Source organism: Salmonella sp. SG203 (genome assembly GCF_013350575.1).
Taxonomy (GTDB): domain Bacteria; phylum Pseudomonadota; class Gammaproteobacteria; order Enterobacterales; family Enterobacteriaceae; genus Salmonella; species Salmonella enterica.
In genome coordinates this window covers 39225-65189 of record NZ_SNMT01000010.1, presented here as the reverse complement: position 1 = coordinate 65189, position 25965 = coordinate 39225, and the positions used below count along the sequence as shown (strand labels likewise).

At 54.3% G+C, this 25965-nt stretch carries 27 protein-coding genes; 5 read left to right on the top strand and 22 right to left on the bottom strand.

Translation table 11 applies throughout. From position 1 onward, the window contains the following. The first annotated feature begins 64 nt into the window (after nucleotides 1-64). Together codB and HV477_RS15445 are read left to right on the top strand one after the other, a co-directional pair. Nucleotides 65-1318, top strand: a complete 1254-nt coding sequence (gene codB, locus HV477_RS15450) for a cytosine permease (protein ID WP_024156719.1) — start codon at nucleotides 65-67, stop codon at nucleotides 1316-1318. Continuing rightward, nucleotides 1305-2585 carry a cytosine deaminase gene (locus tag HV477_RS15445; RefSeq protein ID WP_001180687.1) on the top strand — a complete coding sequence of 427 codons (1281 nt, stop codon included), beginning with the start codon at nucleotides 1305-1307 and terminating at the stop codon, nucleotides 2583-2585. Before codB ends, HV477_RS15445 begins: the two co-directional genes overlap by 14 nt. Before the next feature lie 82 nt (nucleotides 2586-2667). Here HV477_RS15445 and nanQ read toward each other — a convergent pair whose 3' ends face one another. The 12 genes from nanQ to zapE all read right to left on the bottom strand — a co-directional run bounded on the left by nanQ (nucleotide 2668) and on the right by zapE (nucleotide 12895). Continuing rightward, nucleotides 2668-3135: an N-acetylneuraminate anomerase gene (gene nanQ, locus HV477_RS15440; RefSeq protein WP_079899111.1), complete on the bottom strand. Its 468-nt coding sequence runs from the start codon at nucleotides 3133-3135 to the stop codon at nucleotides 2668-2670. After that, nucleotides 3132-4007: an N-acetylmannosamine kinase gene (gene nanK, locus HV477_RS15435; RefSeq protein WP_175065155.1), complete on the bottom strand. Its 876-nt coding sequence runs from the start codon at nucleotides 4005-4007 to the stop codon at nucleotides 3132-3134. The genes nanQ and nanK overlap by 4 nt, the downstream gene beginning before the upstream one ends. Then, on the bottom strand, nucleotides 4004-4693 hold the full coding sequence (locus HV477_RS15430) for an N-acetylmannosamine-6-phosphate 2-epimerase (RefSeq protein WP_079899109.1): 690 nt from the start codon (nucleotides 4691-4693) through the stop codon (nucleotides 4004-4006). Before HV477_RS15430 ends, nanK begins: the two co-directional genes overlap by 4 nt. Nucleotides 4694-4739: 46 nt before the next feature. After that, complete coding sequence (nanT, locus tag HV477_RS15425; RefSeq protein ID WP_000108071.1) at nucleotides 4740-6230, bottom strand: sialic acid transporter NanT; 1491 nt, start codon at nucleotides 6228-6230, stop codon at nucleotides 4740-4742. A gap of 115 nt (nucleotides 6231-6345) precedes the next feature. Beyond that, nucleotides 6346-7239 (bottom strand): N-acetylneuraminate lyase, encoded by an 894-nt coding sequence (gene nanA / locus HV477_RS15420; protein ID WP_001029667.1) that lies wholly within the window; start codon nucleotides 7237-7239, stop codon nucleotides 6346-6348. Nucleotides 7240-7373: 134 nt separating this feature from the next. Then, entirely contained in the window at nucleotides 7374-8165 is a 792-nt protein-coding gene (gene nanR / locus HV477_RS15415) for a transcriptional regulator NanR (protein ID WP_000382926.1), read from the bottom strand. 108 nt (nucleotides 8166-8273) lie between these two features. Next, nucleotides 8274-8774 carry a ClpXP protease specificity-enhancing factor gene (gene sspB / locus HV477_RS15410; RefSeq protein WP_000366112.1) on the bottom strand — a complete coding sequence of 167 codons (501 nt, stop codon included), beginning with the start codon at nucleotides 8772-8774 and terminating at the stop codon, nucleotides 8274-8276. Between the two features lie 5 nt (nucleotides 8775-8779). After that, complete coding sequence (sspA, locus tag HV477_RS15405; RefSeq protein ID WP_000257298.1) at nucleotides 8780-9418, bottom strand: stringent starvation protein SspA; 639 nt, start codon at nucleotides 9416-9418, stop codon at nucleotides 8780-8782. A gap of 262 nt (nucleotides 9419-9680) precedes the next feature. After that, on the bottom strand, nucleotides 9681-10433 hold the full coding sequence (locus HV477_RS15400) for a DUF695 domain-containing protein (RefSeq protein ID WP_000950539.1): 753 nt from the start codon (nucleotides 10431-10433) through the stop codon (nucleotides 9681-9683). Nucleotides 10434-10632: 199 nt separating this feature from the next. Further along, a complete protein-coding gene (rpsI, locus tag HV477_RS15395; RefSeq protein ID WP_000829815.1) occupies nucleotides 10633-11025 on the bottom strand; it encodes a 30S ribosomal protein S9 in 393 nt (130 codons plus the stop codon). A 15-nt stretch (nucleotides 11026-11040) separates the two neighbouring features. Beyond that, a complete protein-coding gene (gene rplM, locus HV477_RS15390) occupies nucleotides 11041-11469 on the bottom strand; it encodes a 50S ribosomal protein L13 (protein ID WP_000847559.1) in 429 nt (142 codons plus the stop codon). A gap of 301 nt (nucleotides 11470-11770) precedes the next feature. Beyond that, complete coding sequence (gene zapE / locus HV477_RS15385; RefSeq protein ID WP_079899108.1) at nucleotides 11771-12895, bottom strand: cell division protein ZapE; 1125 nt, start codon at nucleotides 12893-12895, stop codon at nucleotides 11771-11773. Between the two features lie 192 nt (nucleotides 12896-13087). On the opposite strand from zapE, the gene zapG reads away from it, so the two are divergent. The 3 genes from zapG to degS all read left to right on the top strand — a co-directional run bounded on the left by zapG (nucleotide 13088) and on the right by degS (nucleotide 16173). After that, on the top strand, nucleotides 13088-13486 hold the full coding sequence (gene zapG / locus HV477_RS15380) for a Z-ring associated protein ZapG (protein ID WP_001519074.1): 399 nt from the start codon (nucleotides 13088-13090) through the stop codon (nucleotides 13484-13486). A gap of 156 nt (nucleotides 13487-13642) precedes the next feature. Then, a complete protein-coding gene (gene degQ, locus HV477_RS15375; RefSeq protein WP_000716690.1) occupies nucleotides 13643-15010 on the top strand; it encodes a serine endoprotease DegQ in 1368 nt (455 codons plus the stop codon). A 92-nt stretch (nucleotides 15011-15102) separates the two neighbouring features. Further along, nucleotides 15103-16173 carry an outer membrane-stress sensor serine endopeptidase DegS gene (gene degS / locus HV477_RS15370; RefSeq protein ID WP_000497705.1) on the top strand — a complete coding sequence of 357 codons (1071 nt, stop codon included), beginning with the start codon at nucleotides 15103-15105 and terminating at the stop codon, nucleotides 16171-16173. 33 nt (nucleotides 16174-16206) lie between these two features. On the opposite strand, the gene HV477_RS15365 is transcribed toward degS, so the two are convergent. The 10 genes from HV477_RS15365 to mdh form a co-directional block, all read right to left on the bottom strand. Next, entirely contained in the window at nucleotides 16207-16938 is a 732-nt protein-coding gene (locus tag HV477_RS15365) for a triphosphoribosyl-dephospho-CoA synthase (protein ID WP_162785466.1), read from the bottom strand. 19 nt (nucleotides 16939-16957) lie between these two features. Then, on the bottom strand, nucleotides 16958-18259 hold the full coding sequence (locus tag HV477_RS15360) for an oxalacetate decarboxylase subunit beta (RefSeq protein ID WP_114063931.1): 1302 nt from the start codon (nucleotides 18257-18259) through the stop codon (nucleotides 16958-16960). 15 nt (nucleotides 18260-18274) lie between these two features. Next, on the bottom strand, nucleotides 18275-20044 hold the full coding sequence (gene oadA, locus HV477_RS15355; protein WP_114063932.1) for a sodium-extruding oxaloacetate decarboxylase subunit alpha: 1770 nt from the start codon (nucleotides 20042-20044) through the stop codon (nucleotides 18275-18277). Between the two features lie 15 nt (nucleotides 20045-20059). Next, nucleotides 20060-20305, bottom strand: a complete 246-nt coding sequence (locus HV477_RS15350) for an oxaloacetate decarboxylase subunit gamma (RefSeq protein WP_079899348.1) — start codon at nucleotides 20303-20305, stop codon at nucleotides 20060-20062. 155 nt (nucleotides 20306-20460) lie between these two features. Next, nucleotides 20461-21078 carry a L(+)-tartrate dehydratase subunit beta gene (gene ttdB / locus HV477_RS15345; protein WP_000162405.1) on the bottom strand — a complete coding sequence of 206 codons (618 nt, stop codon included), beginning with the start codon at nucleotides 21076-21078 and terminating at the stop codon, nucleotides 20461-20463. Beyond that, on the bottom strand, nucleotides 21078-21977 hold the full coding sequence (ttdA, locus tag HV477_RS15340) for a L(+)-tartrate dehydratase subunit alpha (RefSeq protein ID WP_079899347.1): 900 nt from the start codon (nucleotides 21975-21977) through the stop codon (nucleotides 21078-21080). The genes ttdB and ttdA overlap by 1 nt, the downstream gene beginning before the upstream one ends. 32 nt (nucleotides 21978-22009) lie before the next feature. After that, nucleotides 22010-23278, bottom strand: a complete 1269-nt coding sequence (locus HV477_RS15335) for an SLC13 family permease (RefSeq protein ID WP_000433390.1) — start codon at nucleotides 23276-23278, stop codon at nucleotides 22010-22012. A 210-nt stretch (nucleotides 23279-23488) separates the two neighbouring features. Continuing rightward, nucleotides 23489-24154, bottom strand: a complete 666-nt coding sequence (locus HV477_RS15330) for a GntR family transcriptional regulator (protein ID WP_001171585.1) — start codon at nucleotides 24152-24154, stop codon at nucleotides 23489-23491. Continuing rightward, the gene (locus HV477_RS15325; RefSeq protein ID WP_000723776.1) at nucleotides 24141-24770 is read right to left on the bottom strand and encodes a GntR family transcriptional regulator; all 630 of its coding nucleotides are present in this window, start codon (nucleotides 24768-24770) and stop codon (nucleotides 24141-24143) included. Before HV477_RS15325 ends, HV477_RS15330 begins: the two co-directional genes overlap by 14 nt. 119 nt (nucleotides 24771-24889) lie before the next feature. Then, a complete protein-coding gene (gene mdh / locus HV477_RS15320) occupies nucleotides 24890-25828 on the bottom strand; it encodes a malate dehydrogenase (RefSeq protein WP_000861586.1) in 939 nt (312 codons plus the stop codon). Between the last annotated feature and the right edge of the window lie 137 nt (nucleotides 25829-25965).

Below are 25965 nucleotides of genomic sequence, written 5' to 3'. Positions count from 1 at the left end.
TTGCTTTATTCTGAGAACTGTATATTATGCGGCGGATTTTTTGGGCAAAATTCATGGAGGCGTTGTGTCGCAGGACAACAATTATAGCCAGGGCCCCGTCCCTCTGGCGGCGCGGAAGGGCGTGATTCCACTGACGTTTGTCATGTTGGGTTTAACGTTTTTTTCCGCCAGTATGTGGACCGGAGGGACACTCGGCACCGGTCTTTCTTATAATGATTTCTTCCTCGCAGTTTTCTTCGGTAATCTCCTCCTCGGTATCTACACTGCATTTCTTGGCTACATCGGCGCAAAAACCGGACTCTCCACCCACCTCCTTGCACGTTACTCCTTTGGCGTTAAAGGCTCATGGCTTCCCTCCTTGCTGCTTGGCGGCACACAGGTAGGCTGGTTTGGCGTTGGCGTAGCGATGTTCGCTATTCCGGTCAGTAAAGCGACGGGCATTGATGCCAATATCCTGATTGCCGTTTCGGGTCTGCTGATGACCCTGACCATTTTTTTCGGCATCTCGGCGTTGACCATTTTGTCTATCATTGCCGTACCCGCGATCGTTATTCTGGGCAGCTACTCCGTCTGGCTGGCGGTCAGCGGCGTGGGTGGGCTGGAGCATTTAAAAACGATAGCGCCGCAGACGCCGCTGGATTTTTCCAGCGCGCTGGCGCTGGTGGTGGGCTCGTTTGTCAGCGCCGGTACATTGACCGCCGACTTCGTCCGCTTCGGGCGTCATGCCAAAAGCGCCGTACTGATTGCGATGGTCGCTTTTTTCCTCGGCAACTCGCTGATGTTTATCTTTGGCGCGGCAGGCGCTGCCGCCGTCGGTCAGGCGGATATCTCTGACGTGATGATAGCGCAGGGGCTGCTGCTGCCCGCGATTGTGGTGCTTGGCCTGAATATCTGGACCACCAACGATAACGCGCTGTACGCATCGGGTCTGGGCTTCGCCAATATTACCGGTCTTTCCAGCCGTACGCTGTCGGTGGTGAACGGGATTATCGGTACCGTGTGCGCGCTGTGGCTTTACAATAATTTTGTCGGCTGGCTGACGTTCCTGTCATCTGCCATCCCACCGATTGGCGGAGTGATTATTGCCGACTATCTGTTGAACCGTCGCCGCTATGCCGACTTCAACACCGTGCGCTTTATTCCCGTTAACTGGATTGCTATTCTTTCCGTCGCGCTGGGCATCGCCGCCGGACATTATGTTCCTGGTATTGTGCCCGTCAACGCCGTACTCGGCGGCGTCTTCAGCTATATCCTGCTGAATCCACTTTTCAACCGCAGCCTTGCTAAATCACCAGAGGTCAGCCATGCAGAACAATAACATCACTATTCGTCAGACGCGTCTGCAGGGACACGAAGGATTATGGCAGATTACGATTGAAAACGGGCGCTTTAGCCGGATTGAGCCTCAGGAAGCCGCATCGTTACCGCAGGGCGAAGTGCTTGATGCCGAAGGCGGCCTGGCTATTCCACCGTTTGTTGAGCCACATATCCACCTGGATACCACGCAAACGGCGGGTGAACCGAGCTGGAACCAGTCCGGCACACTGTTTGAAGGGATTGAGCGCTGGGCAGAACGTAAAGCAATGCTCACGCATGAAGATGTGAAAGCGCGCGCGATGCAGACCCTGAAATGGCAGATGGCTAACGGCATCCAGTACGTTCGTACTCACGTTGACGTTTCAGATCCTACGCTCACCGCGCTGAAAGCCATGCTGGAAGTGAAGCAAGAGGTTGCGCCGTGGGTAGACCTGCAAATTGTCGCCTTTCCGCAAGAAGGTATTCTGTCTTATCCTAACGGTGAAGCGCTGTTAGAGGAAGCCGTGCGTTTGGGCGCTGACGTTATTGGCGCCATTCCGCACTTTGAGTTCACGCGGGAATATGGCGTTGAATCGCTGCACAAAACCTTCGCCCTGGCGCAGAAATACGATCGCTTGATCGATGTGCACTGCGACGAAATTGATGACGAGCAGTCTCGCTTTGTCGAAACGGTCGCGGCGCTGGCGCATCGTGATGGCATGGGGGCGCGCGTGACCGCCAGCCATACCACGGCTATGCACTCGTACAACGGCGCGTATGCGTCACGCTTGTTCCGCCTGTTGAAAATGTCGGGGATTAACTTCGTCGCCAACCCGCTGGTGAATATTCATCTGCAAGGACGGTTTGACACTTACCCGAAACGTCGTGGCGTCACGCGAGTGAAAGAGATGCTGGAAGCGGGGATCAACGTCTGCTTTGGCCATGATGACGTCTTCGATCCGTGGTATCCATTAGGCACGGCAAATATGCTGCAGGTGCTGCATATGGGGTTACACGTTTGCCAGTTGATGGGGTATGGGCAAATCAACGACGGGTTAAATCTGATCACTACCCACAGCGCAAAAACTTTGCACCTGCAGGACTACGGTCTGAGCGTCGGCAATGCCGCGAATCTGGTTATCTTACCCGCTGAGAATGGATTCGATGCGGTACGTCGCCAGACGCCTGCCCGTTACTCGATTCGCCACGGGCGGGTAATTGCCGAGACGGTGCCGAGCCAGACGACGCTGCACCTGACCCAGCCGGAAGCCGTGACGTTTAAGCGTTAACCCGTCATACCCGCGCTCTCCGGCACATTCACCACGCAGCCCCGTAAGGGGCTGCGTTCGGAAGACTGCTCCGGCAAGAGATTCAGGCCGCCAGCAGACTGGCGCGTACTTTCACTACCACTTTCTTGATGTCATCCGGCTCACCCACTGCACATCCCGGTTTATGCGGTTCTCCCGGCATAAACACAGCAAACATCCCCGCTTGCAGCGTAATAGTCTGCTCGTCGACAATTTGACTACAAAGCTGGTAATCCTCTTCAACGTGCATCTCCTCGCACTGGCGAGCGGCACCGGACATCCCAAACGCAATACGCTCGACGCCGGTTAGTAGTAGCTGAATATCAATGTATTGTTCATGCAATTCCGCTTTCTTCTCGGCCGGCATTTGCGTCGTTAACTGCATTACATTCATAAAGACATTGTCGCCGTGCAATTCATAGCGCCCCGGCGCTTTCTCCTGCGGCCTTGCCGCCAGCGCGAGAGTCAAGGCATCCAACAATCGCGGATGCAACCCGCAAGAAGGCAACGACTGTACTTCCCCCATCATCATAATGTGTCTCCTTGAGCTAACAACGCAGCGCCTAATAATCCTGCGTCATGCCGATAGCGAGCGGCGCTCAGCGCCACGTGATAAGGCGCAGGCTCTTGCATCAAAAACGCGCGAACCTGCTCCAGGTATCCCTCAGCTAACCCTACGCTGCCGCCAATGACCACACACTGGCAGTCGGTAGTCGTTTTCACATCGGCGATCATTCGCGCTATTACCTGCGCGGATTGGCTTACCAGATGTCGCGCCTGCTGATGACCTTCGCCAGCGCGAATAAATAGGGTTTTGGCATCGCATCCCGCCAGATCGTCCCGCGCCGCCGCGGCCATCCCTCGTCCAGAGGCGATGGCCTCTACGCAGCCAACGCGTCCACAGCCGCATACGGGCCCGTGTGGGTCCGCCAGGGTGTGTCCCAGGTGCCCAGCCAGACCGCCTTTTCCGGTAAGGAGCTTGCCGTCGCAGACAACGCCGCCGCCAACGCCGGTTGAAACGGTGATAAATACCATATCGCGGATATCATCAGGGAGCGCGTGATACTCCGCCCAGGCCGCCGCCTGCGCGTCGTTCACCGCCAGCGTCGGCAGGCCAGCGATCGTTTCCAGTGTTTGTACTAACGGAAAGTGTAGCAAGCCGCCCAGATTATGGGGGTTTAGCGCCAGCAGCATCCCTTCCTGAATGATCCCGGTAGAAGCTATCGCTACCTGACGCGCCTCTGCCCGTAGCGGTTCAACCAGCGCTTTTAATGCTTCACGTAACGCATCCGCCGTTTTGCTCGCGGGGGTCGGCAGCTCGCGACGCTGGCTAATGCGCAAGTTGTTGTCGATGAGCGCGGCGGCAAGTTTAGTACCGCCAATATCGATTGCTAACGTAGTCATGACGCCGCCTTTTTTAATGCGTCGTTATACCATCCACAGATATGTTCCAGACGGGTAATGGCGGACCCCACCGTCACCGCCCATGCGCCATAGCGGATCGCCTCCGCCGCCAGTGCTGGCGAGTTATAGCGCCCTTCGGCTATCACCCGGCATCCGGCGTCATGCAACGCTTTGACTAAGGGCAGATCGGGTTCCTCCGGCGTATCGGGGGTGGTATAGCCAGACATTGTCGTGCCGATAATGTCCGCGCCCAACCGTTGGCAGGCGAGACCATCGTCCACGGATGAGCAGTCGGCCATCGCCAGTAGATGGTGGTGATGAATGCGCGCCAACAACGCCTCAACGGCTACCGGCCGTTGCCGAGCGGTTCCATCAACGGCGATAATAGCTGCGCCGGCCTGCGCCAGCGCATCTACATCGTCGAGAAAAGGGGTAATGCGCACTGGAGAGTCGTCCAGATCGCGTTTGATAATGCCGATAATGGGTACCGAAACGAGCAAGCGGGTCACACGCAGGTTGTCTATGCCTTCAATACGCACCGCAACCGCGCCCGCCTGTTCCGCCGCCAACGCCATTGCCGCTACAATCTCCGGCTTATCCAGCGGACTGCCCGGAACGGGCTGGCAGGAGACAATCAAGCCGCCAGAAGCGGCAATATTTTTATCCAGTTGTTCAAGTAACGACATACTACTCCCTTACAAATATTGCCCGGTTGAAAACCGGGCAAGCGGATTAACTTTTCGTTTTTACAAAGGCACCTTTACCACTGCCAAGCGGTACGGCTCCGCTGAACGGTTTGTCGTCGATAGCATCGTGGGTACGTAACGCTTCCGGACGTAGCCAACGCTGTACGCGAGACGGCATATCAAGCCCAATAAGCAGGATCACGACAAATGTCAGGCTGAAAGAGAGCGATGCCAGCGCAGTGCCCAGATCCAGACGTTGAGCGATCAGCGCTCCCAGGATCGGCGCCAACGCGCCGCCGAGCGCGCCGACGTTATAAGTAAAGCCCAGCCCCGCCGCGCGCTGATCGGTATCGAAGTAACCGCCGATCAGTTTCGGCAGAATCCCGGCAATCCCCTGCCCCAACATCTGTTGGAAAAACAGTAGCAGACCCAGAACCCAGACGTTTGTGCCGCCAATCGCAAAGACCGGAATAATGAGGATTTGCGAGGCCAGCAGGCTACAGACATATGCTTTACGCGTTCCCAGCCAGTCGCCAAGAAAACCGCCTACGCAGCAACCAACCGCCGCGCCAAATCCGCTAAAGAACAGGACATTCGCCACCGTATGCGGATCGTAGGCCAGCTCGGTTTTCAGATAAGTGGGTAATAGCGCCTGAATCGGCCAGGAATAGAGGAAAGCAAACAGTACCACCAGCATCAGCATGACGCCAGTGGGCCAGCGTTTACCGCTGCTCTGCACCATAAAGCTGATAAAGATAACCGCGCACAGTAGTCCCAGCCCCGCCACAATCGCAGCATTTTGTAGGTTACCGGCAAAACAGAACCACAGCGCAGCGGCGGCGGCGAAAGTCATTAAAATGTTGATGATGCGATGTTCGCCCCGATAAAGAATGTCGACCATCGTGCGTACCGGCGCTTTACCCGCGTGTTTTTCTTTCCAGTCTTCCGCTTCCGGAATGTTTTTCCGCAGCCAGAGGGCGAAGATAATTGGCAAAATGCCAATGAAAAACAGCGCGCGCCAGCCCCAGACAGGCACCACCAGGCTGTACACCTGCGCGGCAACGACCGCGCCGACGGAGAAGCCGGAAATCAGAAAACCGCTGGCTTTATTGCGTAAATGTTTTGGCCAGCTTTCAATCACATAGGTCGCGCTGGAACCATATTCGCCCGCCATGCCCATACCAATCACCAGTCGGGCGATGAACATGGTGGTGTAACCGGGCGCAAACCCGCATGCCAGGGTTCCCACCGAAAACAGAATGATGCTGCTGACCATCGCCAGACGACGCCCATAGCGATCGCCCATCGCGCCCAGTAATAACCCGCCGAACCAGCGAGAGATAAAAGCCGCAGAAATCAGGCTTGCCGCCTGTACCGTCGTCAGCCCAAATTCGCTTTGTACCTCAGTCAGTACAAGAGCAATCAACACAAAATCAAAACCATCAAGCAGATATCCCAGCCAGGCAGCGGAAAATGCCCGCCACTGCGCCCGGTTGAGATGGCGATACCACGGGATGTTTTGGGTAGAAGTACTCATTTTACTCTCCCGACGATTTTTGTTGTCGTTATGCCGAATGGCGGCTCCGCCTTATCCGGCCTACCGCTCACACTGTTGTAGGCCGGGCAAGCGTAGCGCCCCCGGCATTATGCTGTTACGCCTTTTCTTCCATCAGTTGTTGAGCCAGCGCCTTGAGCGCCGGCAGGTATTTTTCATCAACAGGCGCGAACGGTTTACGACACAGCGGCACCGATACCACGTCCATATAATGCAGGACCGTTTTCAGGCCGCGGAATACGCCGGTTTTAATCAGTAAATCAATAACCTTATTGCACTCGGTTTGCAGACGCTGCGCTTTCGCCACATCGCCCTCACGCAATGCCTGAACAATCCCCTGATAACGCCAGCCCATAATGTTGTATGTGCTGCCGATACCGCCGTCCGCGCCCGCCAGCAGACCGGAAGCGAAGATTTCGTCATAACCGTTGTACAGCACCAGATCCGGATGCGCGCGGCGGATCTGCTCCATCTGGAAGAGATCGCCGGAGGTTTGCTTCAGCGCGCTCACGCCCGGTAATGTCACCAGCGTATTGATCTGATCGAGGGTAAGTTTTACGCCGCTTAACGCCGGAATGTTGTATACCACCATCGGCAATCCATCTGCGGAATCAATGATTGCCCGATAATGGTCACAGTGCTCTTCAAAACTGAAAGGGTAATAAAAAGGCGTCACCGCAGAGACCGCATCAAAACCGTAACGCTTTGCGGCGCTGGCAAGCTGCTGGCTTTCTGCGGTGCTTACTGTCCCGACATGGGCGATCAACGTGATTTTTCCCTTCGCCTCTTCGGCGACAATCTCCAGTACCTGCTCTCTTTCAGCAAGGCTCTGTACGAATGCTTCCCCGGTGGAACCGCCAACGTACAGCCCGTCGATACCCTGCCCGATGTTAAAACGCACCAGACGGCGCAGGCTTTCGCTATCCAGTTGCTGCTGATGATCAAATGGGGTCAACAACGCCGCCATTACGCCTTGCAATGCTTTTGCCATACCTACCTCTACGGATGATGAATATATTAACTACCTACCTTTATACCTGTTATACCAGATCAAATAAGCAGCAAATAATACAGAACGCTTATAGTGCGATCTGCTTCACTAAACCGGGATCGGAGGTGCGATCGCTACCGCATTTTTTGACTTTTTTTACCGAGCGCGTGCCAGGTAGCGGAAACGCTATTGAGGTGGGTTTGCAGAGCGCGATCCGCTTTATCGGGATCTCGCTGGCGAATGGCATCAACAATCACAATATGTTGTTGATAACTCACGTTATTATGTTCATGCAGCTCACGATCGGGAACGCTTGGGCGAGCGGCGATTAGCCAGTCCAGCAGAGCAACATGAATAGCCATAAAGATCGGATTGCCGGGAATTTCAGCCAGCACCCGGTGAAACTCGACATCTGAACGAATAAACAGCGCGTTGTCATCCAGCGACTGGCTATTAATTTCCAGCGCTTTCGTTAACAACGCGATCTGCTCGTCGGTAGCATGTTCCGCCGCATAGCGTACCAGGCTGGATTCAAAGAAAAGCCGTAGCTGTTCAAAGTGAGCGATGCCGCCAGGATGAGTAAGAAAATCTTTCGCCATACCCGACAGTTCACTGATGATGGTATCAGCAGAGGGGCGCGAGACGCGGGCGCGTTCGCCGTTATTGATTTGCACCAGACCTTTACGCTTCAGCGCAGCTAACGCTTCACGCACGGAGGGACGTCCCACATTGAAGAAGGCCATTAATTCACGTTCAGACGGTAGCTGTTCTCCCTCGCCAAACTCATGACGGCGGATCATCTGCTCCAGCTCTTCCTCAACCATTTCAGACAGTTTTTTACGCGCCAGCGGGCGGCGGCGCAAACTACGCCCGAGGGATGTCGGTGAATCTTCTGCTTGCGAATCAAATGCGTTCATAACGTCCATTCATGAGTGGTCGGTGGCAAATAATAGCAAGCTTATCGTAACACAGCTTCAAAAGCAGGGTGAACCCGCGAGGAGGCCAAACAAAACAGGCCCTTCAGGGCCTGTTGATTATTTTACTACGCGTAGCGCCGGACGTCCGCCACGCGGCGGAGGCGGCTCGTCATCAGGACTACTGTCGTCATCGTGGTCGGGCTTATCGCCATCAATGACGGACATCACGGTCTCGCTTTCCGCGCCTGCGGTATTGTCATCATCATTTAAGCTGACAACGTCTTCATCATAGGCGGCTTCAGGCTCAAACATAGTGCCTGCGCCGTTTTCACGGGCGTAAATCGCCAGCACCGCAGCCAAAGGCACAGAAACCTGACGGGGAACGCCGCCGAAGCGCGCATTAAAACGCACTTCATCATTAGACAGCTCCAGATTACCTACCGCTCGCGGCGCAATATTGAGGACGATTTGCCCATCGCGCGCATATTCCATAGGGACATGCACGCCTGGCAGCATCACATCCACCACCAGATGCGGGGTCAACTGGTTATCCAGCAACCACTCGTAGAAAGCACGCAACAGATAGGGACGACGCGGCGTCAACTGTGACAAATCCATACAGGTTAACCCCGACCGAGGCGCATTTCACGTTCAGCTTCGGTTAAAGAAGCCAGGAAAGAATCACGTTCAAAGACGCGGGTCATATAGCCTTTCAGCTCTTTCGCCCCTGCGCCGCTGAATTCAATACCCAACTGCGGTAAACGCCACAGGAGAGGCGCCAGGTAGCAATCAACCAGGCTGAATTCGTCGCTCAGGAAATACGGTTTCTGACCAAATACCGGCGCAATCGCCAGCAGCTCTTCACGCAGTTGTTTACGCGCAGAGTCGGCCTCGGAAGCAGACCCGTTTACGATGACGTTCATCAGCGTATACCAGTCTTTTTCAATACGGTGCATGTACAGACGGCTTTCACCGCGCGCGACCGGATAAACCGGCATCAGCGGCGGATGAGGGAAACGCTCATCCAGATATTCCATAATGATGCGAGATTCCCACAGGGTCAGCTCACGATCCACCAGTGTCGGAACGCTTTGATTCGGGTTGAGGTCAATCAGATCCTGAGGTGGATTGTCCTTTTCCACATGTTCGATCTCAAAACTAACACCCTTTTCAGCCAACACAATGCGGACCTGATGGCTATAGATGTCAGTAGGACCAGAAAACAGCGTCATTACCGAACGTTTGTTGGCAGCGACAGCCATGAAAACCTCCAGGTATATTCAGAATTTTTACTGCTACCAGCCACAATGTGACCAGCCAGATGTTATGTCACCCAGGGCGAAAAAAGCCATCATTGCTCAGAAACGAGACAAAAAATGAACATTCCCCGCTATTTGGGCAGAAAATTGGATGATAGTTTACCAGATTTTGTGACCTTTGTGGTGAGTCGATTCTGGAAATGAGGAAAAAGAGATATTCCTGGTCTGAAATGCTCGCCCCACCTGAGATATTGTCTTTCGCCTGTTATGCCTGTACTACCGGTGCGCCCCAGCCATCAAAACTGCCGCCATGTTTTTCAGCCAGATCGGTAAGCTGGCAAGTGATTTCTGTCATATGCCATTGTTGCGGAGCATCGGTGCTGATAAAAGACGCCATAAACCCCTGTTGCGGGTCATTCATTCGAATACTGACCAGCGTTATGCCATACGGTAATGCAGCAATATCTTGCGCCAGGTCGCGCGCTGCGACCTCTGTAGGCAATGTCGCATAATAATCAATAGCGCGCGGAAGCGTCAGATCATCACCTTGTTCCTGTAATCCCCGGCACACACGGGAATCGTGTATCCAGTTCCAGTCGTATCGGGTTGGATACAAGAACTGGCGGTAAAAGTTTCCTTTATCATTGTGACTCTCTCTATAACTAAAAGAGATTTCCGGGCCACCAGCGAGCAATTTATCCAGCGTCTTTTCCCAGTTAAGATCCTCTTCCGACATGAACACAAAATCGCGCCAGCCTTGTTGGGTAACCACACCCACCAGCCAGATCGGAAACGTCTTCCCCTTTTCATCAAGCCAGTCCTCTATACGATTTAAACGCTGTGTTTCATCGGGCTGCGGTAAACCATTTTCATAACAGTTGGTGTAATGAACACGTAAGAACCCGGTATGGATAAGGCGATCAAATTTTTCATCCTGAATGGCGCCGATATCCACACGTATACCCGTAACATGGTCATCCACCGTTGTTATAAAGAATTCCCATTTATTCGACAGCATTAACGACTCTTTCTTAGTAAACAATGCGTTAAAAAATCCCACTGCGACTTCCTTTTCTCTGAGCGTGCATGAAAGATGAATAAGATGAGAATAATGCTAAAGATAGGGAGGAAAAGAGACTGGATTCGGACTTTAGCCATAAAAAAACCCGCCGAAGCGGGTTTTTTCGCTAACAGTTGTCTGCCGAAGCAGAACCCCATTAACGTTTGGAGAACTGCGGACGACGACGTGCTTTACGCAGGCCGACTTTCTTACGTTCAACCTGACGAGCGTCACGAGTAACGAAGCCAGCTTTACGCAGTTCGCCACGCAGGGACTCGTCGTACTCCATCAGAGCGCGGGTGATACCGTGACGGATCGCACCAGCCTGACCAGAGATACCACCACCTTTAACAGTGATGTACAGATCCAGTTTCTCAACCATGTCGACCAGTTCCAGCGGCTGACGAACTACCATGCGGGCAGTTTCACGACCGAAGTACTGTTCCAGAGAACGTTGGTTGATAACGATTTTACCGTTGCCCGGTTTGATGAACACGCGAGCTGCGGAACTTTTGCGGCGACCAGTGCCGTAGTATTGATTTTCAGCCATTGCCTATAATCCCGATTAGATGTCAAGAACTTGCGGTTGCTGTGCCGCGTGGTTGTGCTCGTTGCCCGCGTAAACTTTCAGTTTACGGAACATAGCACGACCCAGCGGGCCTTTTGGCAGCATGCCTTTAACCGCGATTTCAATCACACGCTCAGGACGGCGGGCAATCATCTCTTCAAAGGTCGCTTGTTTGATACCACCGATGTGGCCGGTGTGGTGATAGTACACTTTGTCAGTACGCTTGTTGCCGGTTACAGCAACTTTGTCAGCGTTCAGAACGATGATGTAATCACCAGTATCTACGTGCGGAGTGTATTCCGCTTTGTGCTTACCGCGCAGGCGACGAGCCAGTTCAGTAGCCAGACGGCCCAGAGTTTTACCGGTCGCGTCAACAACATACCAGTCGCGTTTTACGGTTTCTGGTTTAGCTGTAAAAGTTTTCATTAAAAGCTTACCCAAATAAATAAGTTACACGTTGGTGAACACCCAAACGTTTTAAATAGTTGAGGTTCACACGACAAAGTCCGGTAAACCTACCCCCTCGGATATGTTTGGCCGGCACAGAGAAAGTTTGGGAAAAAACTCTCTTGTAACGTGGGGTCGCAGGATTATAGAGAAGTCCAGGTCAAAGATCGACCCCTTTTTGCGATTTGCCGCGGGTTTTGTTCAGGCCTGGTTCACCCTCGGTCGGGGAGGTTGCACAGATATAATACCGCATAATGCCGGGGCGCTGCGCTTGTCCGGCTTACGGCATATGCTCCCGCTTGAGGTACTCCGCACTCTGCATCTCTTGCAGGCGTGACAGACAGCGCTGAAATTCAAACTTGAGCCGTTCCCCCTGATAAATTTCATATAACGGTGCGGCGGCGCTGACCACCAGCTTAACGTGGCGCTCGTAAAACTCATCCACCAGCGCAATAAAGCGGCGCGCTTCGTTTTCCATCAGCGGCGTCATGACCGGCACGTCAAACAGCAAAACCGTGTGAAATAACCTTGAGAGCGCAATGTAATCATGCTGGCTGCGGGCCTCGACGCACAGCGTAGCGAAAGAGACCGCTAACGTTTGGTTTTCAACGCCCAGGGTGGATAAAGAGCGATGATTGATTTCCAGCGTCGGAGCGTGCTGGCGCGCGGCCCCCGCTAACGCCAGCCACAGTTTATCCATTTGCCGCCGGGTTTCATCATTAAGCGGCGTTAGCCATAAATGGGCCTGCGTCAGCGTCCGCAGCCGGTAATCGACGCCGGCGTCCACATTCATAATGTCGCAGTGCTGTTTAATGGCATCGATAGCCGGCAGGAAGCGGGCGCGTTGCAAACCGTTGCGGTAGAGTTCATCCGGCGGAATATTGGAGGTCGCGACCAGCGTAATGCCGCGTGCAAAAAGCGCTTTCATTAAACCGCCCAGCAGCATGGCGTCGGTAATATCGGTGACGAAAAACTCATCGAAACACAGTACGTCCGTCTCGGTTTTAAACCGATCGGCAATAATGTCTAACGGATCGATCTGTCCCTGTAACGCGGTAAGCTCTTCATGCACGCGCAGCATAAACCGATGAAAATGCAGGCGTAGTTTTCGCTCGCCCGGCAAGCTGTGGTAGAAGAGATCCATGAGCCAGGTTTTGCCGCGACCCACGCCCCCCCACATATACAGCCCGCGAACCGGTATTTGCGCGTCCGGTTCGTTTTTGCCTAATAATTTCCCCAGTCGCGCTATCAGACCGCCGGGTGGCGTAGCCGACGATTTTTTCGCGGTGAGCGCCTGATAAAGGGTTTCCAGACGGTCGACCGCCTCTTTCTGTACGTCGTCAGGCTGATGGGTGCCTTCGTTGAGTGCCTGGAGATAACGCGATGTAGGGGAAAGGCTTTGCATAATGTTATTGTTATTCCTTGAAAATCGATGTGCCGTCGTTCACGGCTGACGAAAAAAAGGCCGTTCTACACTACGCGATATGCTGTCGGGATTCCACTTCTACGGAATTAGCGGTTATAGTGGCATAATCAGGCGCGGGCATGGAGCCTGGAGCCAACACCCTACGGAAACATAAGACAACGGGAGATGTTCATGACCTGGGAATATGCGCTAATTGGATTAGTCGTCGGTATCATCATTGGTGCCGTGGCCATGCGTTTTGGTAATCGTAAGTTACGTCAACAGCAGGCATTGCAGTACGAACTGGAAAAAAACAAAGCTGAGCTGGAAGAGTACCGTGAAGAGCTGGTTAGCCACTTTGCTCGCAGCGCGGAACTGCTGGATACCATGGCGCATGATTATCGCCAGCTATATCAGCATATGGCGAAAAGCTCCAGCAGCCTGCTGCCGGAAATGTCTGCGGAGTCGAATCCGTTCCGTAACCGTCTGGCGGAGTCTGAGGCGAGCAACGATCAGGCGCCGGTACAAATGCCACGTGATTATTCTGAAGGCGCGTCTGGCCTGTTACGTAGCGGCGCAAAGCGCGATTAATCGCACGCCGTTAAGAAATTTATCGGGCGCATCGCTTGCGCCCTCTCTCTATCTTTCCTGTCCCAGCTATTATCATTGTTACCAGGCTGAAAATTCAATAACATCAATCTGTTTTGAATTGTCTATCCGTTCATTCAAGGTACGAGAGCAGCATCCATGAAAAAACACACCCAGCTGTTAAGTGCATTAGCGTTAAGTGTCGGATTAACTCTTTCGGCACCGTTTCCAGCCCTTGCATCGATACCAGGCCAGGTGCCAGGCCAGGCGACGCTGCCAAGCCTTGCCCCTATGCTGGAGAAAGTGCTGCCTGCTGTCGTCAGCGTAAAAGTCGAGGGAACCGCCGCCCAGAGCCAAAAAGTGCCGGAGGAGTTTAAAAAATTCTTTGGCGAGGATCTGCCAGACCAGCCGTCCCAGCCGTTTGAAGGACTCGGTTCGGGGGTGATTATCGATGCCGCGAAAGGCTATGTATTAACCAATAATCATGTGATTAATCAGGCACAGAAGATCAGTATTCAACTGAATGACGGACGCGAATTCGACGCGAAGCTGATCGGCGGCGACGACCAGAGCGATATCGCTCTGTTACAAATTCAGAATCCCAGCAAGTTAACGCAAATTGCCATCGCCGATTCCGACAAACTCCGCGTCGGCGATTTCGCCGTGGCGGTCGGTAATCCGTTTGGTCTTGGACAAACCGCCACCTCCGGGATTATTTCAGCGCTGGGACGCAGCGGGCTTAATCTGGAAGGGCTTGAGAACTTTATTCAAACCGATGCCTCTATTAACCGCGGCAACTCCGGCGGCGCGCTGCTTAACCTGAACGGCGAGCTGATCGGGATTAATACCGCGATCCTCGCGCCAGGGGGCGGGAGCATCGGCATTGGCTTTGCTATTCCTTCCAATATGGCGCAGACGTTGGCTCAGCAGTTGATTCAGTTCGGCGAAATCAAACGCGGATTGCTGGGAATTAAAGGCACTGAAATGACCGCTGATATCGCTAAGGCATTCAAACTGAACGTTCAGCGTGGCGCTTTTGTCAGCGAGGTTTTACCCAATTCAGGTTCGGCGAAGGCCGGGGTGAAATCCGGAGACGTGATTATCAGTCTTAACGGTAAGCCGCTGAATAGCTTTGCCGAACTGCGTTCACGTATCGCCACCACCGAACCGGGCACGAAAGTGAAGCTGGGCCTGCTGCGCGATGGTAAGCCGCTGGAGGTGGAAGTCACGCTGGATTCCAATACCTCTTCTTCCGCCAGCGCCGAAATGATCGCCCCGGCGTTGCAAGGCGCGACGTTGAGCGACGGCCAGCTGAAAGACGGGACGAAAGGCGTTAAGGTTGATAGCGTCGAAAAAAGCAGTCCTGCCGCGCAGGCCGGTTTGCAAAAAGATGATGTTATCATCGGCGTTAATCGCGATCGCATCAGTTCTATCGCCGAAATGCGCAAAGTGATGGCGGCAAAACCGTCCATCATTGCTCTTCAGGTAGTACGCGGCAACGAGAACATTTATCTATTGCTGCGCTAATCCTGTCTTAAACCGGGCATCAGCCTGCGATGTGATGTCCGGTTAACTCATGGTATGCTGCTGCCGTTCCCTTTTTTAACGACGCCTCCATCATGTTTGTGAAGCTCTTACGTTCGGTCGCAATAGGTTTAATTGTCGGCGCTATTCTGTTGGCCGTCATGCCTTCTTTGCGCAAAATTAATCCTATCGCCGTCCCGCAATTCGACAGTACCGATGAGACGCCAGCCAGTTATAATTTTGCGGTTCGCCGCGCCGCGCCTGCCGTCGTCAACGTCTATAACCGCAGTATGAACAGTACCGCGCATAATCAACTGGAGATCCGCACGCTGGGTTCCGGCGTGATCATGGATCAACGCGGTTATATTATTACCAACAAGCACGTGATTAACGATGCCGATCAGATTATCGTCGCGCTACAGGATGGCCGCGTCTTTGAAGCGCTACTGGTTGGCTCCGATTCGCTTACCGATCTGGCGGTGCTGAAGATCAACGCCACTGGCGGGCTGCCTACCATCCCGATTAATACAAAGCGTACACCGCATATTGGCGACGTCGTACTGGCTATCGGCAACCCATATAATCTGGGACAGACCATCACCCAGGGAATCATCAGCGCAACGGGTCGTATCGGCCTGAACCCGACGGGGCGACAGAATTTTCTCCAGACCGACGCCTCGATTAACCACGGTAATTCCGGCGGCGCGCTGGTCAACTCGTTAGGCGAACTGATGGGGATCAACACCCTCTCTTTTGATAAGAGTAACGATGGCGAAACGCCGGAAGGCCTTGGTTTTGCGATTCCCTTCCAGCTAGCCACGAAAATTATGGATAAGCTTATCCGCGACGGTCGCGTGATTCGCGGCTATATCGGTATTGGCGGACGAGAAATCGCGCCGCTGCACGCGCAGCAGGGTAGCGGCATGGACCCGATTCAGGGCATTGTCGTTAATGAAGTGACGCCAAACGGCCCCGCCGCGCTTGCCGGTATTCAGGTTAATGATTTGATTATTTCGGTCAATAATAAACCCGCCGTGTCCGCGCTGGAGACGATGGATCAGGTGGCGGAAATTCGCCCGGGCTCCGTCATTCCGGTCGTGGTAATGCGGGATGATAAGCAGCTCACATTCCAGGTGACGGTGCAGGAATACCCGGCGTCGAACTAAAACGACGCGGCTTTTGCCCGCGTCGTTCGACGACTAGTCAATAAAGACTGGCCCTGCCGGAAAATGCGCCAGGAAACTCGTGAAGATCAGCAGAGCGGGGAGACTTTTCTCCCCGACGGCCTCTTCACGCAGCGCCTTATCGAGTGCCAATAAGCCAGACTCGCCCCCTTCCCCCAGAATGCCGCCCATCCAGAGCAGTCGTTGCGCCTGTTGACGCGCATACTGCGATGCGCTTTTCCAGGCGACCAGATGCAGCAACGTTTGTAACAGCAGGACCCGAGACGCGTGACCATCGCGTTGTAATCGCCTGAATACGGGTAATGCAATACTACGTACCGTCGAGAAACCGCTCGCCGCCTCCTCCTCAATCGGCGATAAACCAACAGCCGCCTGTTTGACGAAATCGCATAACTGATTGTGTGTTAATGGCCGCTCGCCTGCGCTCATATACCCTGCGGCAAAACAGAGTAACCCGATACCCTGAGCCCAATCGGTTGATGGCAGAATCCCCTGCGGAACATTCGGTGCCGACGTCTGTGCGGCACAAAGCCCCTCGTCGTAACACTGTGCAAAACGTTGCTCATATATTGCTGAGTTGACGCCAGACCACGGCAGTAAATGCAGCGCTGGCTCAAGCTCAGTTATCTGATTCACCGTCTCAACAACATAATGCAAGATGGTTTCTCTGGATGGCATGGATGTACCTTGCCGAAACGCAACCATTTCACTCATTACTGTGTCCTCATTTTGCGGGAACAGAATCACTGCTCCCGATTAGATTGGATTACATCGCCAGCACGTATTTCAGCATCACGCCCGCCGCAATGGCCGAACCGATAACCCCCGCCACGTTCGGGCCCATCGCGTGCATCAGCAGGAAGTTCTGCGGGTCTGATTCCAGGCCCACCTTGTTCGATACGCGGGCCGCCATCGGCACCGCCGACACCCCCGCCGAACCGATAAGCGGGTTGATTTTGTTCTTACTGCACAGGTTCAGCAGCTTCGCCATCAGCACCCCGGCGGCAGTCCCGATACCAAAGGCAATCACCCCCAGCAGCAGAATGCCCAGCGTCTGCGGTTGCAGGAACTTATCCGCCACCAGCTTGGCGCCCACCGACAGCCCGAGGAAAATGGTCACGATATTAATCAGCCCGTTCTGCACCGTGTCGCTCAGACGCTCCACCACGCCGCTTTCACGCATCAGATTGCCAAAGCAGAACATCCCCAGCAGCGGCGCGGCGTCCGGCAGCAGCAGCGCCACCAGCAGTAACAGCACCACCGGGAACAGAATCTTCTCCCGCTTACTCACCGTGCGCAGCTGCACCATGCGGATTTTGCGCTCCGTCTCCGTGGTCAGCGCGCGCATAATCGGCGGCTGGATTAACGGCACCAGCGCCATATACGAGTACGCCGCCACCGCGATGGCCCCCAGCAGCTCCGGCGCCAGCTTGCCCGACAGGTAAATCGCCGTCGGGCCGTCCGCCCCGCCGATGATGCCTATCGCCGCCGCCTGCGGCAGGGTGAAGGCAATCAGGCCGAAGTAGTTCAGCGTCAGCGCCCCCAGCACGGTGGCGAAGATGCCGAACTGCGCCGCCGCCCCCAGCAGCAGGGTGCGCGGGTTGGCCAGCAGCGGGCCGAAGTCGGTCATCGCCCCCACGCCCATGAAGATGACCAGCGGCGCGACGCCGGAGCCAATCGCCACTTTGTAAAACAGCGCCAGCACCCCCGGCGTGTAGCCCATGTCCACCGCCAGGTTCTCCATCTGGCTCTGCACCGACGGCAGCGCCAGCGCTAATGCCTCTTTAATGGCGTGCACGTCCGGCGCGCAGTTAAGCTTCGCGGCAATCACCGCCAGCTGCCCGGCGTCGTGATGGGCCAGCAGGCTTTCCAGCGCGGTCAGCGCCATACCCGCTTCCGGGATGTTGGAGAGCAGCCCGCCGAAGCCAATCGGCAGCAGCAGCAGCGGCTCGAACTTCTTCGCAATCGCCAGCCACAGCAGCAGCAGGCTGACCAGCAGCATGATGGCCTGGCCTGCGCCAAGGTGCATCAGCCCCATGCCCTGAAGCAGGGCGTTCAGACTTTCCATTTCTGCTCCTCGTCCTTACGCCAGCGTCATCAGGGTGTCACCGACGGAGACCGCATCGCCGGACTTCACCGCGATACCGCGCACGGTTCCAGCCTGCGCGGCGCGGATTTCGGTTTCCATCTTCATGGCTTCCAGAATCAGCAGCACGTCGCCTTCGGCCACGCTCTGGCCTTCGGTGGCAATCACCTTCCAGATGTTGCCCGCCAGCGGGGCGGTGACCGGGGTGCCGGCGCCTGCCGGGGCCGTCGCCGGAGCAGAAGAGGCAGCAGGAACGGCTGCCGTCAGCTGGCTGATATCGCCGCCGTCGCTGACCTTCACCACAAAGGCTTTGCCTTCCACTTCCACGGTGTAGATACCGGAGGCGGCAGGCTTCTCTGCTTTTGCCACCGGCTGCGCGGCTTCCGCCTGCGGTACCGGCTCAAACGCCGCCGGGTTGTGGCGGTTTTCGAGGAATTTGAGGCCGATTTGCGGGAACAGCGCCACGGTGAGCACGTCGTCGATGGCGTTTCCCGCAAGCTGAATGCCCTTCTCCTGCGCCTGACGCCTGACGTCCGCTTCCAGTTCAGCCAGTTCCGGCTTCAGCAGGTCCGCCGGACGGCAGGTCACCGGAGCGCCCCCTTCCAGCACGCGGGCCTGTAACCCGGCGTTCACCGGCACCGGCGTGTGGCCGTATTCGCCCTTCAGTATCCCGGCGGTTTCTTTGGCGATGGTTTTGTAGCGCTCGCCGGTCAGGACGTTGAGCACCGCCTGGGTGCCGACAATCTGCGAGGTCGGGGTCACCAGCGGGATGAAGCCGAGGTCCTCGCGCACGCGGGGGATTTCCGCCAGCACCTGGTCGAGTTTGTCCGCCGCGTTCTGCTGCTTCAGCTGGCTTTCGAGGTTGGTCAGCATTCCGCCCGGTACCTGGGCCACCAGAATACGGCTGTCATAGCCTTTCAGCTGGCCTTCAAAGGCGTGATACTTTTTGCGCACCTCGCGGAAATACGCGGCGATGTTTTCCAGCTTCAGGATATCCAGCCCGGTGTCGTGCTCAGTACCTGCCAACGTCGCCACCAGCGCTTCGGTGGCCGGGTGGCCGTAGGTGGCGCTCATGGAGGAAATCGCCGTGTCGACGCCGTCGACGCCCGCTTCGATGGCTTTCAGCAGGGCCATCTCCGCCATCCCGGTGGTGGCATGACAGTGCAGGTGCAGGCGCACCTCAAAACGTTTTTTGATTTCGCTGACCAGCTCATACGCCGCCATCGGCGTGAGAATGCCGGACATATCCTTGATGGCAATCGAGTCGACGCCGGTCTCTAACAACTGTTCGGTCAGGTCCAGCCAGGTCTGCAGGGTGTGCGCCGGGCTGGTGGTGTACGAGAGCGTGCCCTGGGCGTGCGCGCCGTGGCTGCGCACCGCCTGCAGGGCGGCTTTCATATTACGCGGGTCGTTCATGGCATCGAAGACGCGGAACACGTCCATGCCGTTTTTCACCGCGCGTTCGACGAAGCGTTCCACCACATCATCGGCGTAATGGCGGTAGCCGAGCAGGTTCTGGCCGCGCAGCAGCATCTGCAACGGGGTTTTGGGCATGGCTTTTTTGAGTTCGCGCAGGCGAACCCACGGGTCTTCGCCGAGGAAGCGGATGCAGGCGTCAAAGGTGGCGCCGCCCCAGCACTCCAGCGAGCCGTAGCCCACGTCGTCGAGCTGAGCGGCAATCGGCAGCATATCGTCAAGGCGCAGGCGGGTGGCGAACAGGGACTGGTGGGCGTCGCGCAGGACGACATCGGTAATGGCAACGGTCATGGATTCCTCCGGGAATTAAGCGTTAAGGCGGTGATGGTGAATGGCGGCGGCAATCACCGGCTTTAAGCGGGCGAAGTCGTCCGCGGGCGCGGCGGCAGGTGCCGCCTTCGGTACCGGGACCGGTTCAGGGAAGAAGCGGTTGACGGCGGCGGACATGCCGCGGATGGCGAAAATCAGCAGGAACAGAAACGCCAGCACGAACCCCATGCCGAGGAACATCAGGGTGAAGCCTTCACCTAATAGCAGAGCTGCATTAGTCATAAAATAGCCTTCAGGCAGGAGGCACGATAATGGGGCTATTTATGACGATGAAATAATAAGGGTGGATTTCCCTGAGCCGCCCCGGCCAGAGCCCTTGGTTATTATTATCGTCATAACGTATTACCACCATTATCGTGCAATTTACGTAATCAGGTTTATTTGATGAAACTTACGTTCTGGCATATTTCATCAGCGACGATCTCTTTACGCTGATTAAAAATAATTTTGTTCTGTTCAAACAGATTATTCCCATGGGTATCAATAGAAACAATCAGCGGGCCAAACTCTTTAACCCGACAGACCCACAGCGTTTCCGGCATCCCCAGATCGCGCCATTGAGCATCTTCAATTTCTTCCACGCACACGGCGGCTACAACCGCACAACCGGCAGGGAATACGCAGTGCAGCGCTTTGTGTTCAGCACAGCCCTCTTCGGTACCTTTACCCATACCGCCTTTACCCACAATTAATTTCACGCCAGTCTGCGCAATAAATTCTTTTTCGAATTTCTCCATACGCATGCTGGTGGTTGGTCCCACGGAGACCATTTCAAACTTATCGTCTTCGCCTTTAATTGGGCGGACAATGGGGCCAGCGTGTAAAATAGCGCCGCCGCGAACATCTACCGGAAGTTCGCGACCACCTTCAATTAAACGGCGATGGGCTACGTCACGGCAGGTAACAATATGACCGTTAAGATAAATAATATCGCCAGCCTTAATATCCGCTAAATCTTCATCTTTAATTGGCGTAGTCAGGATTTTTTTAGTCATCAGAAATTCACTCCGCTGTGAGACGTAATGGTGTAATTCAAATCTTTATCGAAAACGATGTGCCCTTTACGGTGCGACCAGCAGCCGACGTTTACCGCTACGCCGATGGTAGAAGGATGACGCGCGGTGTTTTCAATGTTCACGCCCATAACGGAGGTATTACCGGACATCCCCTGCGGCCCCAGGCCAATTTTGTTAATGCCGTCTTCCAGCATTTTTTCCAGCGAGGCTGCACGCTCATTCTCGTTATGCGAACCGATCGGACGCATCAGCGCTTTTTTCGATAGCAGTGCCGCCGTTTCAACAGAGGTCGCTACGCCCACGCCAACCAGCAGCGGCGGACACGCGTTGAGGCCGTAGCTGGTCATCACATCCAGTACAAAGCGGGTCACACCTTCATAGCCTGCACCCGGCATCAGCACCATCGCTTTCCCCGGCAGAGAACAACCACCGCCCGCCATATAGGTATAAATGCTGCACTGATCGGAATTGGGAACGATCTCCCAGAAGACCGTCGGCGTACCTTTACCCACGTTTTTACCGGTGTTGTATTCATCAAAAGTTTCTACGCTGTTGTGGCGCAGCGGAGAATCTACAGTTGCTTTGATCACCGCCTCACGCAACAACGCTTCCAGCTCGCCAATCAGCGGAAAGTTCGTCCCGCACTCCACCAGAAACTGAATGACACCGGTGTCCTGGCAGGAAGGTCGATCCAGCTCTTTCGCCAGACGCTGGTTCTCAATCATGGTAGTAAAGATGACGTCGGCCAGTTTACTGGTCTCTTTCTTATGCAAATCTTCCAGTTTTACAGTGACATCATCAGGCAAAACTTTGCCGGTATATCCCACAAACTTGGCCATAACGTCGGTCATATGGGATATCTGTTCACTTTTGCTCATAAATGCTCCTTAGTCAGAACAGCTTCCGTTAATTACGGATGAAAAGGGAAAAGGATTGGCAGCAGGATCAAGCTGACAATGGTTGAAACGATAATCAGGGGGATACCGGCCTTAGCGTAGTCGACAAATTTATAGCCACCCGCGGAGAGCACCATCATGTTGGCAGGCATACCGATAGGGGTTGCGTAGGCGCAGGAACCGCCAATGACCGTCGCCATCAGAACCGCACGCGGGTCGGCCCCCATGCCTGCGGCAATGGACAAACTCACCGGCACCAATAGCGCTGTCGTTGCGGTATTGGACATAAAGTTGGTCATCACAACGGATAAGGCGAAAACGGCGATCAGCAACATGAACGGTGAGGAGTTTTGCCCCAGCATGCCGATTACATAGTCCGCAACCAGCTTGCCTGCCCCGGTCATTTCCAGCGCTTTTGCCAGCGCCAGTGTGCCGCCAAAGATAAAAATAGTCTGTGAATCAATGGCTTTATAGGCCTGTTTTTCCGTGAGTACGCCGCTTACTACCAGCACAAGAGCGCCAATACAACCGGTCACGGCCAGGCTGACACCGATCTTCTTCTCAAAGATCATGCCGAGGATCGTTGCGATCAACACCACGAGTGAGAGCCGTTGTTTCCACTGTGGAACATGGCTGTAGTCACGTTGCTCCCCGACGCTCCCCACCTCACCGCCGGTCGCATTATTCGGCAGAAAGCGATAGCCAATAGTCAGGAAGTAGAGAATGCCGCAGATGAGCATCGGGAGACCGATTTTTGCGTATTCAAAAAAGCCAAAGCCGCCGCCAATATTCTGTAGCGCAGACTGCGCGATAAGATTTCCCGGCGCGCCAATTAACGACAGGTTACCGCCCAACGCAGCGGCGAAAACCAGCGGCATCAGTAGACGAGAACGCGAGAAGCCCGATTTTGCCGCCACGCCGATCACCACCGGAATCAAAACCGCAGCGGTACCGGTGTTAGAGAGGACGCCAGACATCAAACCCACCACCACCATAATGGTGAAGATCAGCTGTTTTTCTGTTTTCGCGAAGCGCGTGATGACGCCGCCCACTTTGTTTGCCATACCGGTCTCGAACAACGCGCCCCCCACGATGAACATCGCGACAAAGAGGATGACGTTAGTGTCGATAAAGCCAGCAAAGGCCTGTTTGATATTCAGAACGCCGGTGATAACTAAGGCCACGCAGACAATCATGGAAGTGACGGCCAGTGGCACTTTTTCCCATACAAACATGACGATAGCGAACACCAATAAACATAAGGTAAGGGTAATGGGTTCCATATTTATAATTATCCAATCAATGATATATGATATTGTATCCAATGTTGACAGGGAGAAATTATTCCCATACAAAAACTAAGTCAAATCGTTTCTCAGGAAAGATGCAGGAGTGGGATCTACATCAAGATCGTGGTTAGATCGTTACTGGACGTGATTAATAGAATTGAAGAATTGGTTGAAGCGCCTGCGATGCTCACGCAGGCGAAAAGATCAGGCAGAAGGGTCACCAACATAGCGGGTCAGCATATTCTCCATTGAGCGAATAATGTGTTCGCGCATGCGCTGGCGTGCCAATGTTTCATCATGAAGTTCAAGAGCTTGCAGAATACTTTTATGTTCCTGAATAGAAATCACGGCATACTCTTCTTCGGTGACCTTATGGCCCATCGACAGGCCGTTCCACATATTACAGAGCAACATTTTCATTTTTTCGTTGCCAGCAACATTCCATATTTCCATATGAAATGCCTGATTCAGGTCGGAGTATTCCGCCGAGTTATTTTCCGCGAGAGCCTTTTCAGCGGCATAATGCACCTGGGCTATCCGCGAGATATCGGTGCCAGGACGAGAAGCTTTAGCCACCGCCTCACTTTCTAACAGCGCGCGAATTTCATAGTGTTCACGGATCGTTTGTTCATTGATGCCCAACACCACCGCCCCTTTATTAGGGCGCACTTTTATCAGCCCATCCGCCGCCAGAATCTGAAACGCCTCGCGCACTGGCATACTGGACACGCCGACCATTCTGGCAATGCCTTCTAACGTAATCTCCTGCCCTTCCACTAACTCCCTCGAAAGAATCGCTTTACGCAGCACTGCCGCGACCTGTTCTTTCGCTGAAAGAAGCTTAATCTTCCCTAACTTAGGCTTCTGCACTTTCCCAATCCTTCATATGTTGACGCATTATTTCTGCTAAAGAGAGGAAATAACGCTGCATAACTTGCCCAATCTCATCACGCCGCCCCTGGCGTATGACGTCAGCCAGTTCAGCGAAAAGCTGCGCCGACTCCTGATTATCTTTTTTCAGATGCAAAATAACATAAGAGACATAACCGTCCAGGAACTGCTGATACACCTTTTCCAGATAGCGGTTATTCACATAAGAAATCAGCATCGCATGACACTCCAGTTCGCAGGATTTGTCTTCTGCGACAGCCAGCGCTTGCGCACGTATCAGGAGGGCATCGCCTACTTCGCTGGGTATCAGCGAAAACATTTCGGCGGCCATCGCGGCAATCACGCGAAAAATATGACTCACGCGATCGGCCTCAAGATGCGCGACCTGCATGTGCCTGTTGGGCAGTCGGATTAAAAAACCTTCCTGTTCGAGTGACTGTAGCGCTTCTCGAACCGGCATTCGTGAAAGACCAAGCTGCTCCGCAATACTTTCCTGCGCGAGTTCTTCTCCCGCTTTTATATTGCCGGAAAGAATTTCATAGCGAAGCATTTGCGTAATGTGATCGCGGGTTTGCGTTCTTTGGATCTTTTTCACGACGTTCTCGTTAATAACCGATAAGACGTGAGGAGTTTAGCAGATTTAGTACTTGATTTCGTGGCTTGTTTACAGTCAAAGAAGCCGGAGCAAAAGCCCCGGCATCGGGCAGGAACAGCTTATTTATTAATAAAATCTTCACCCAACTGAATATCTTTTTTCAGCGTATCCAGCATAGCGTCCAGCGAATGTTGCTCGAAAGCGCTCAGTGTGCCGATGGATTTACGCTCTTCTACACCGTTTTTACCCAGCAGCAGCGGCTGAGAGAAGAAACGGGCATACTGACCGTCGCCTTCCACATAGGCGCATTCCACCACGCCTTTTTCGCCCTGCAGAGCGCGAACCAAAGAAAGACCGAAACGCGCGGCAGCCTGACCCATAGAGAGGGTTGCCGATCCGCCGCCGGCTTTCGCCTCGACGACTTCGGTACCGGCGTTCTGAATACGTTTAGTCAGCTCGGCCGCTTCTTGTTCGGTAAAACTTACGCCTGGAATCTGCGACAGCAGCGGCAGAATCGTCACGCCGGAGTGTCCGCCAATCACCGGAACTTCAACTTCCGTTGGCAGCTTACCTTTCAGCTCTGCGACAAAGGTATTAGAGCGGATGATATCCAGCGTGGTAACGCCAAACAGTTTGTTTTTGTCGTATACGCCTGCTTTTTTCAGCACTTCCGCCGCAATCGCAACGGTGGTGTTCACCGGGTTGGTGATAATGCCCACGCACGCTTTCGGGCAGGTTTTAGCGATCTGCTGCACCAGGTTTTTCACGATGCCGGCGTTAACGTTAAACAGGTCGGAACGGTCCATACCCGGCTTACGCGCCACACCCGCAGAAATCAGTACTACGTCAGCGCCTTCAAGCGCCGGGGTTGCGTCTTCACCGGAGAAACCTTTGATTTTTACAGCGGTGGGGATGTGGCTCAAATCAACGGCCACACCGGGAGTCACTGGAGCGATGTCGTACAGGGAGAGTTCTGAACCTGAAGGCAGTTGGTTTTTTAAAAGTAATGCCAGCGCCTGACCGATACCACCAGCAGCGCCGAGGACTGCGACTTTCATCCTAAACTCCTTATTATATGATTAGCTAAGTGTCTATTGCTCCGCGGCGGCGACCTTAATTCACAAATTCAATGATTACAATCCTCACTCATCAAGAATGCGGAGTCGCGCAATTTTGGCTTTTATGCATTTAATTT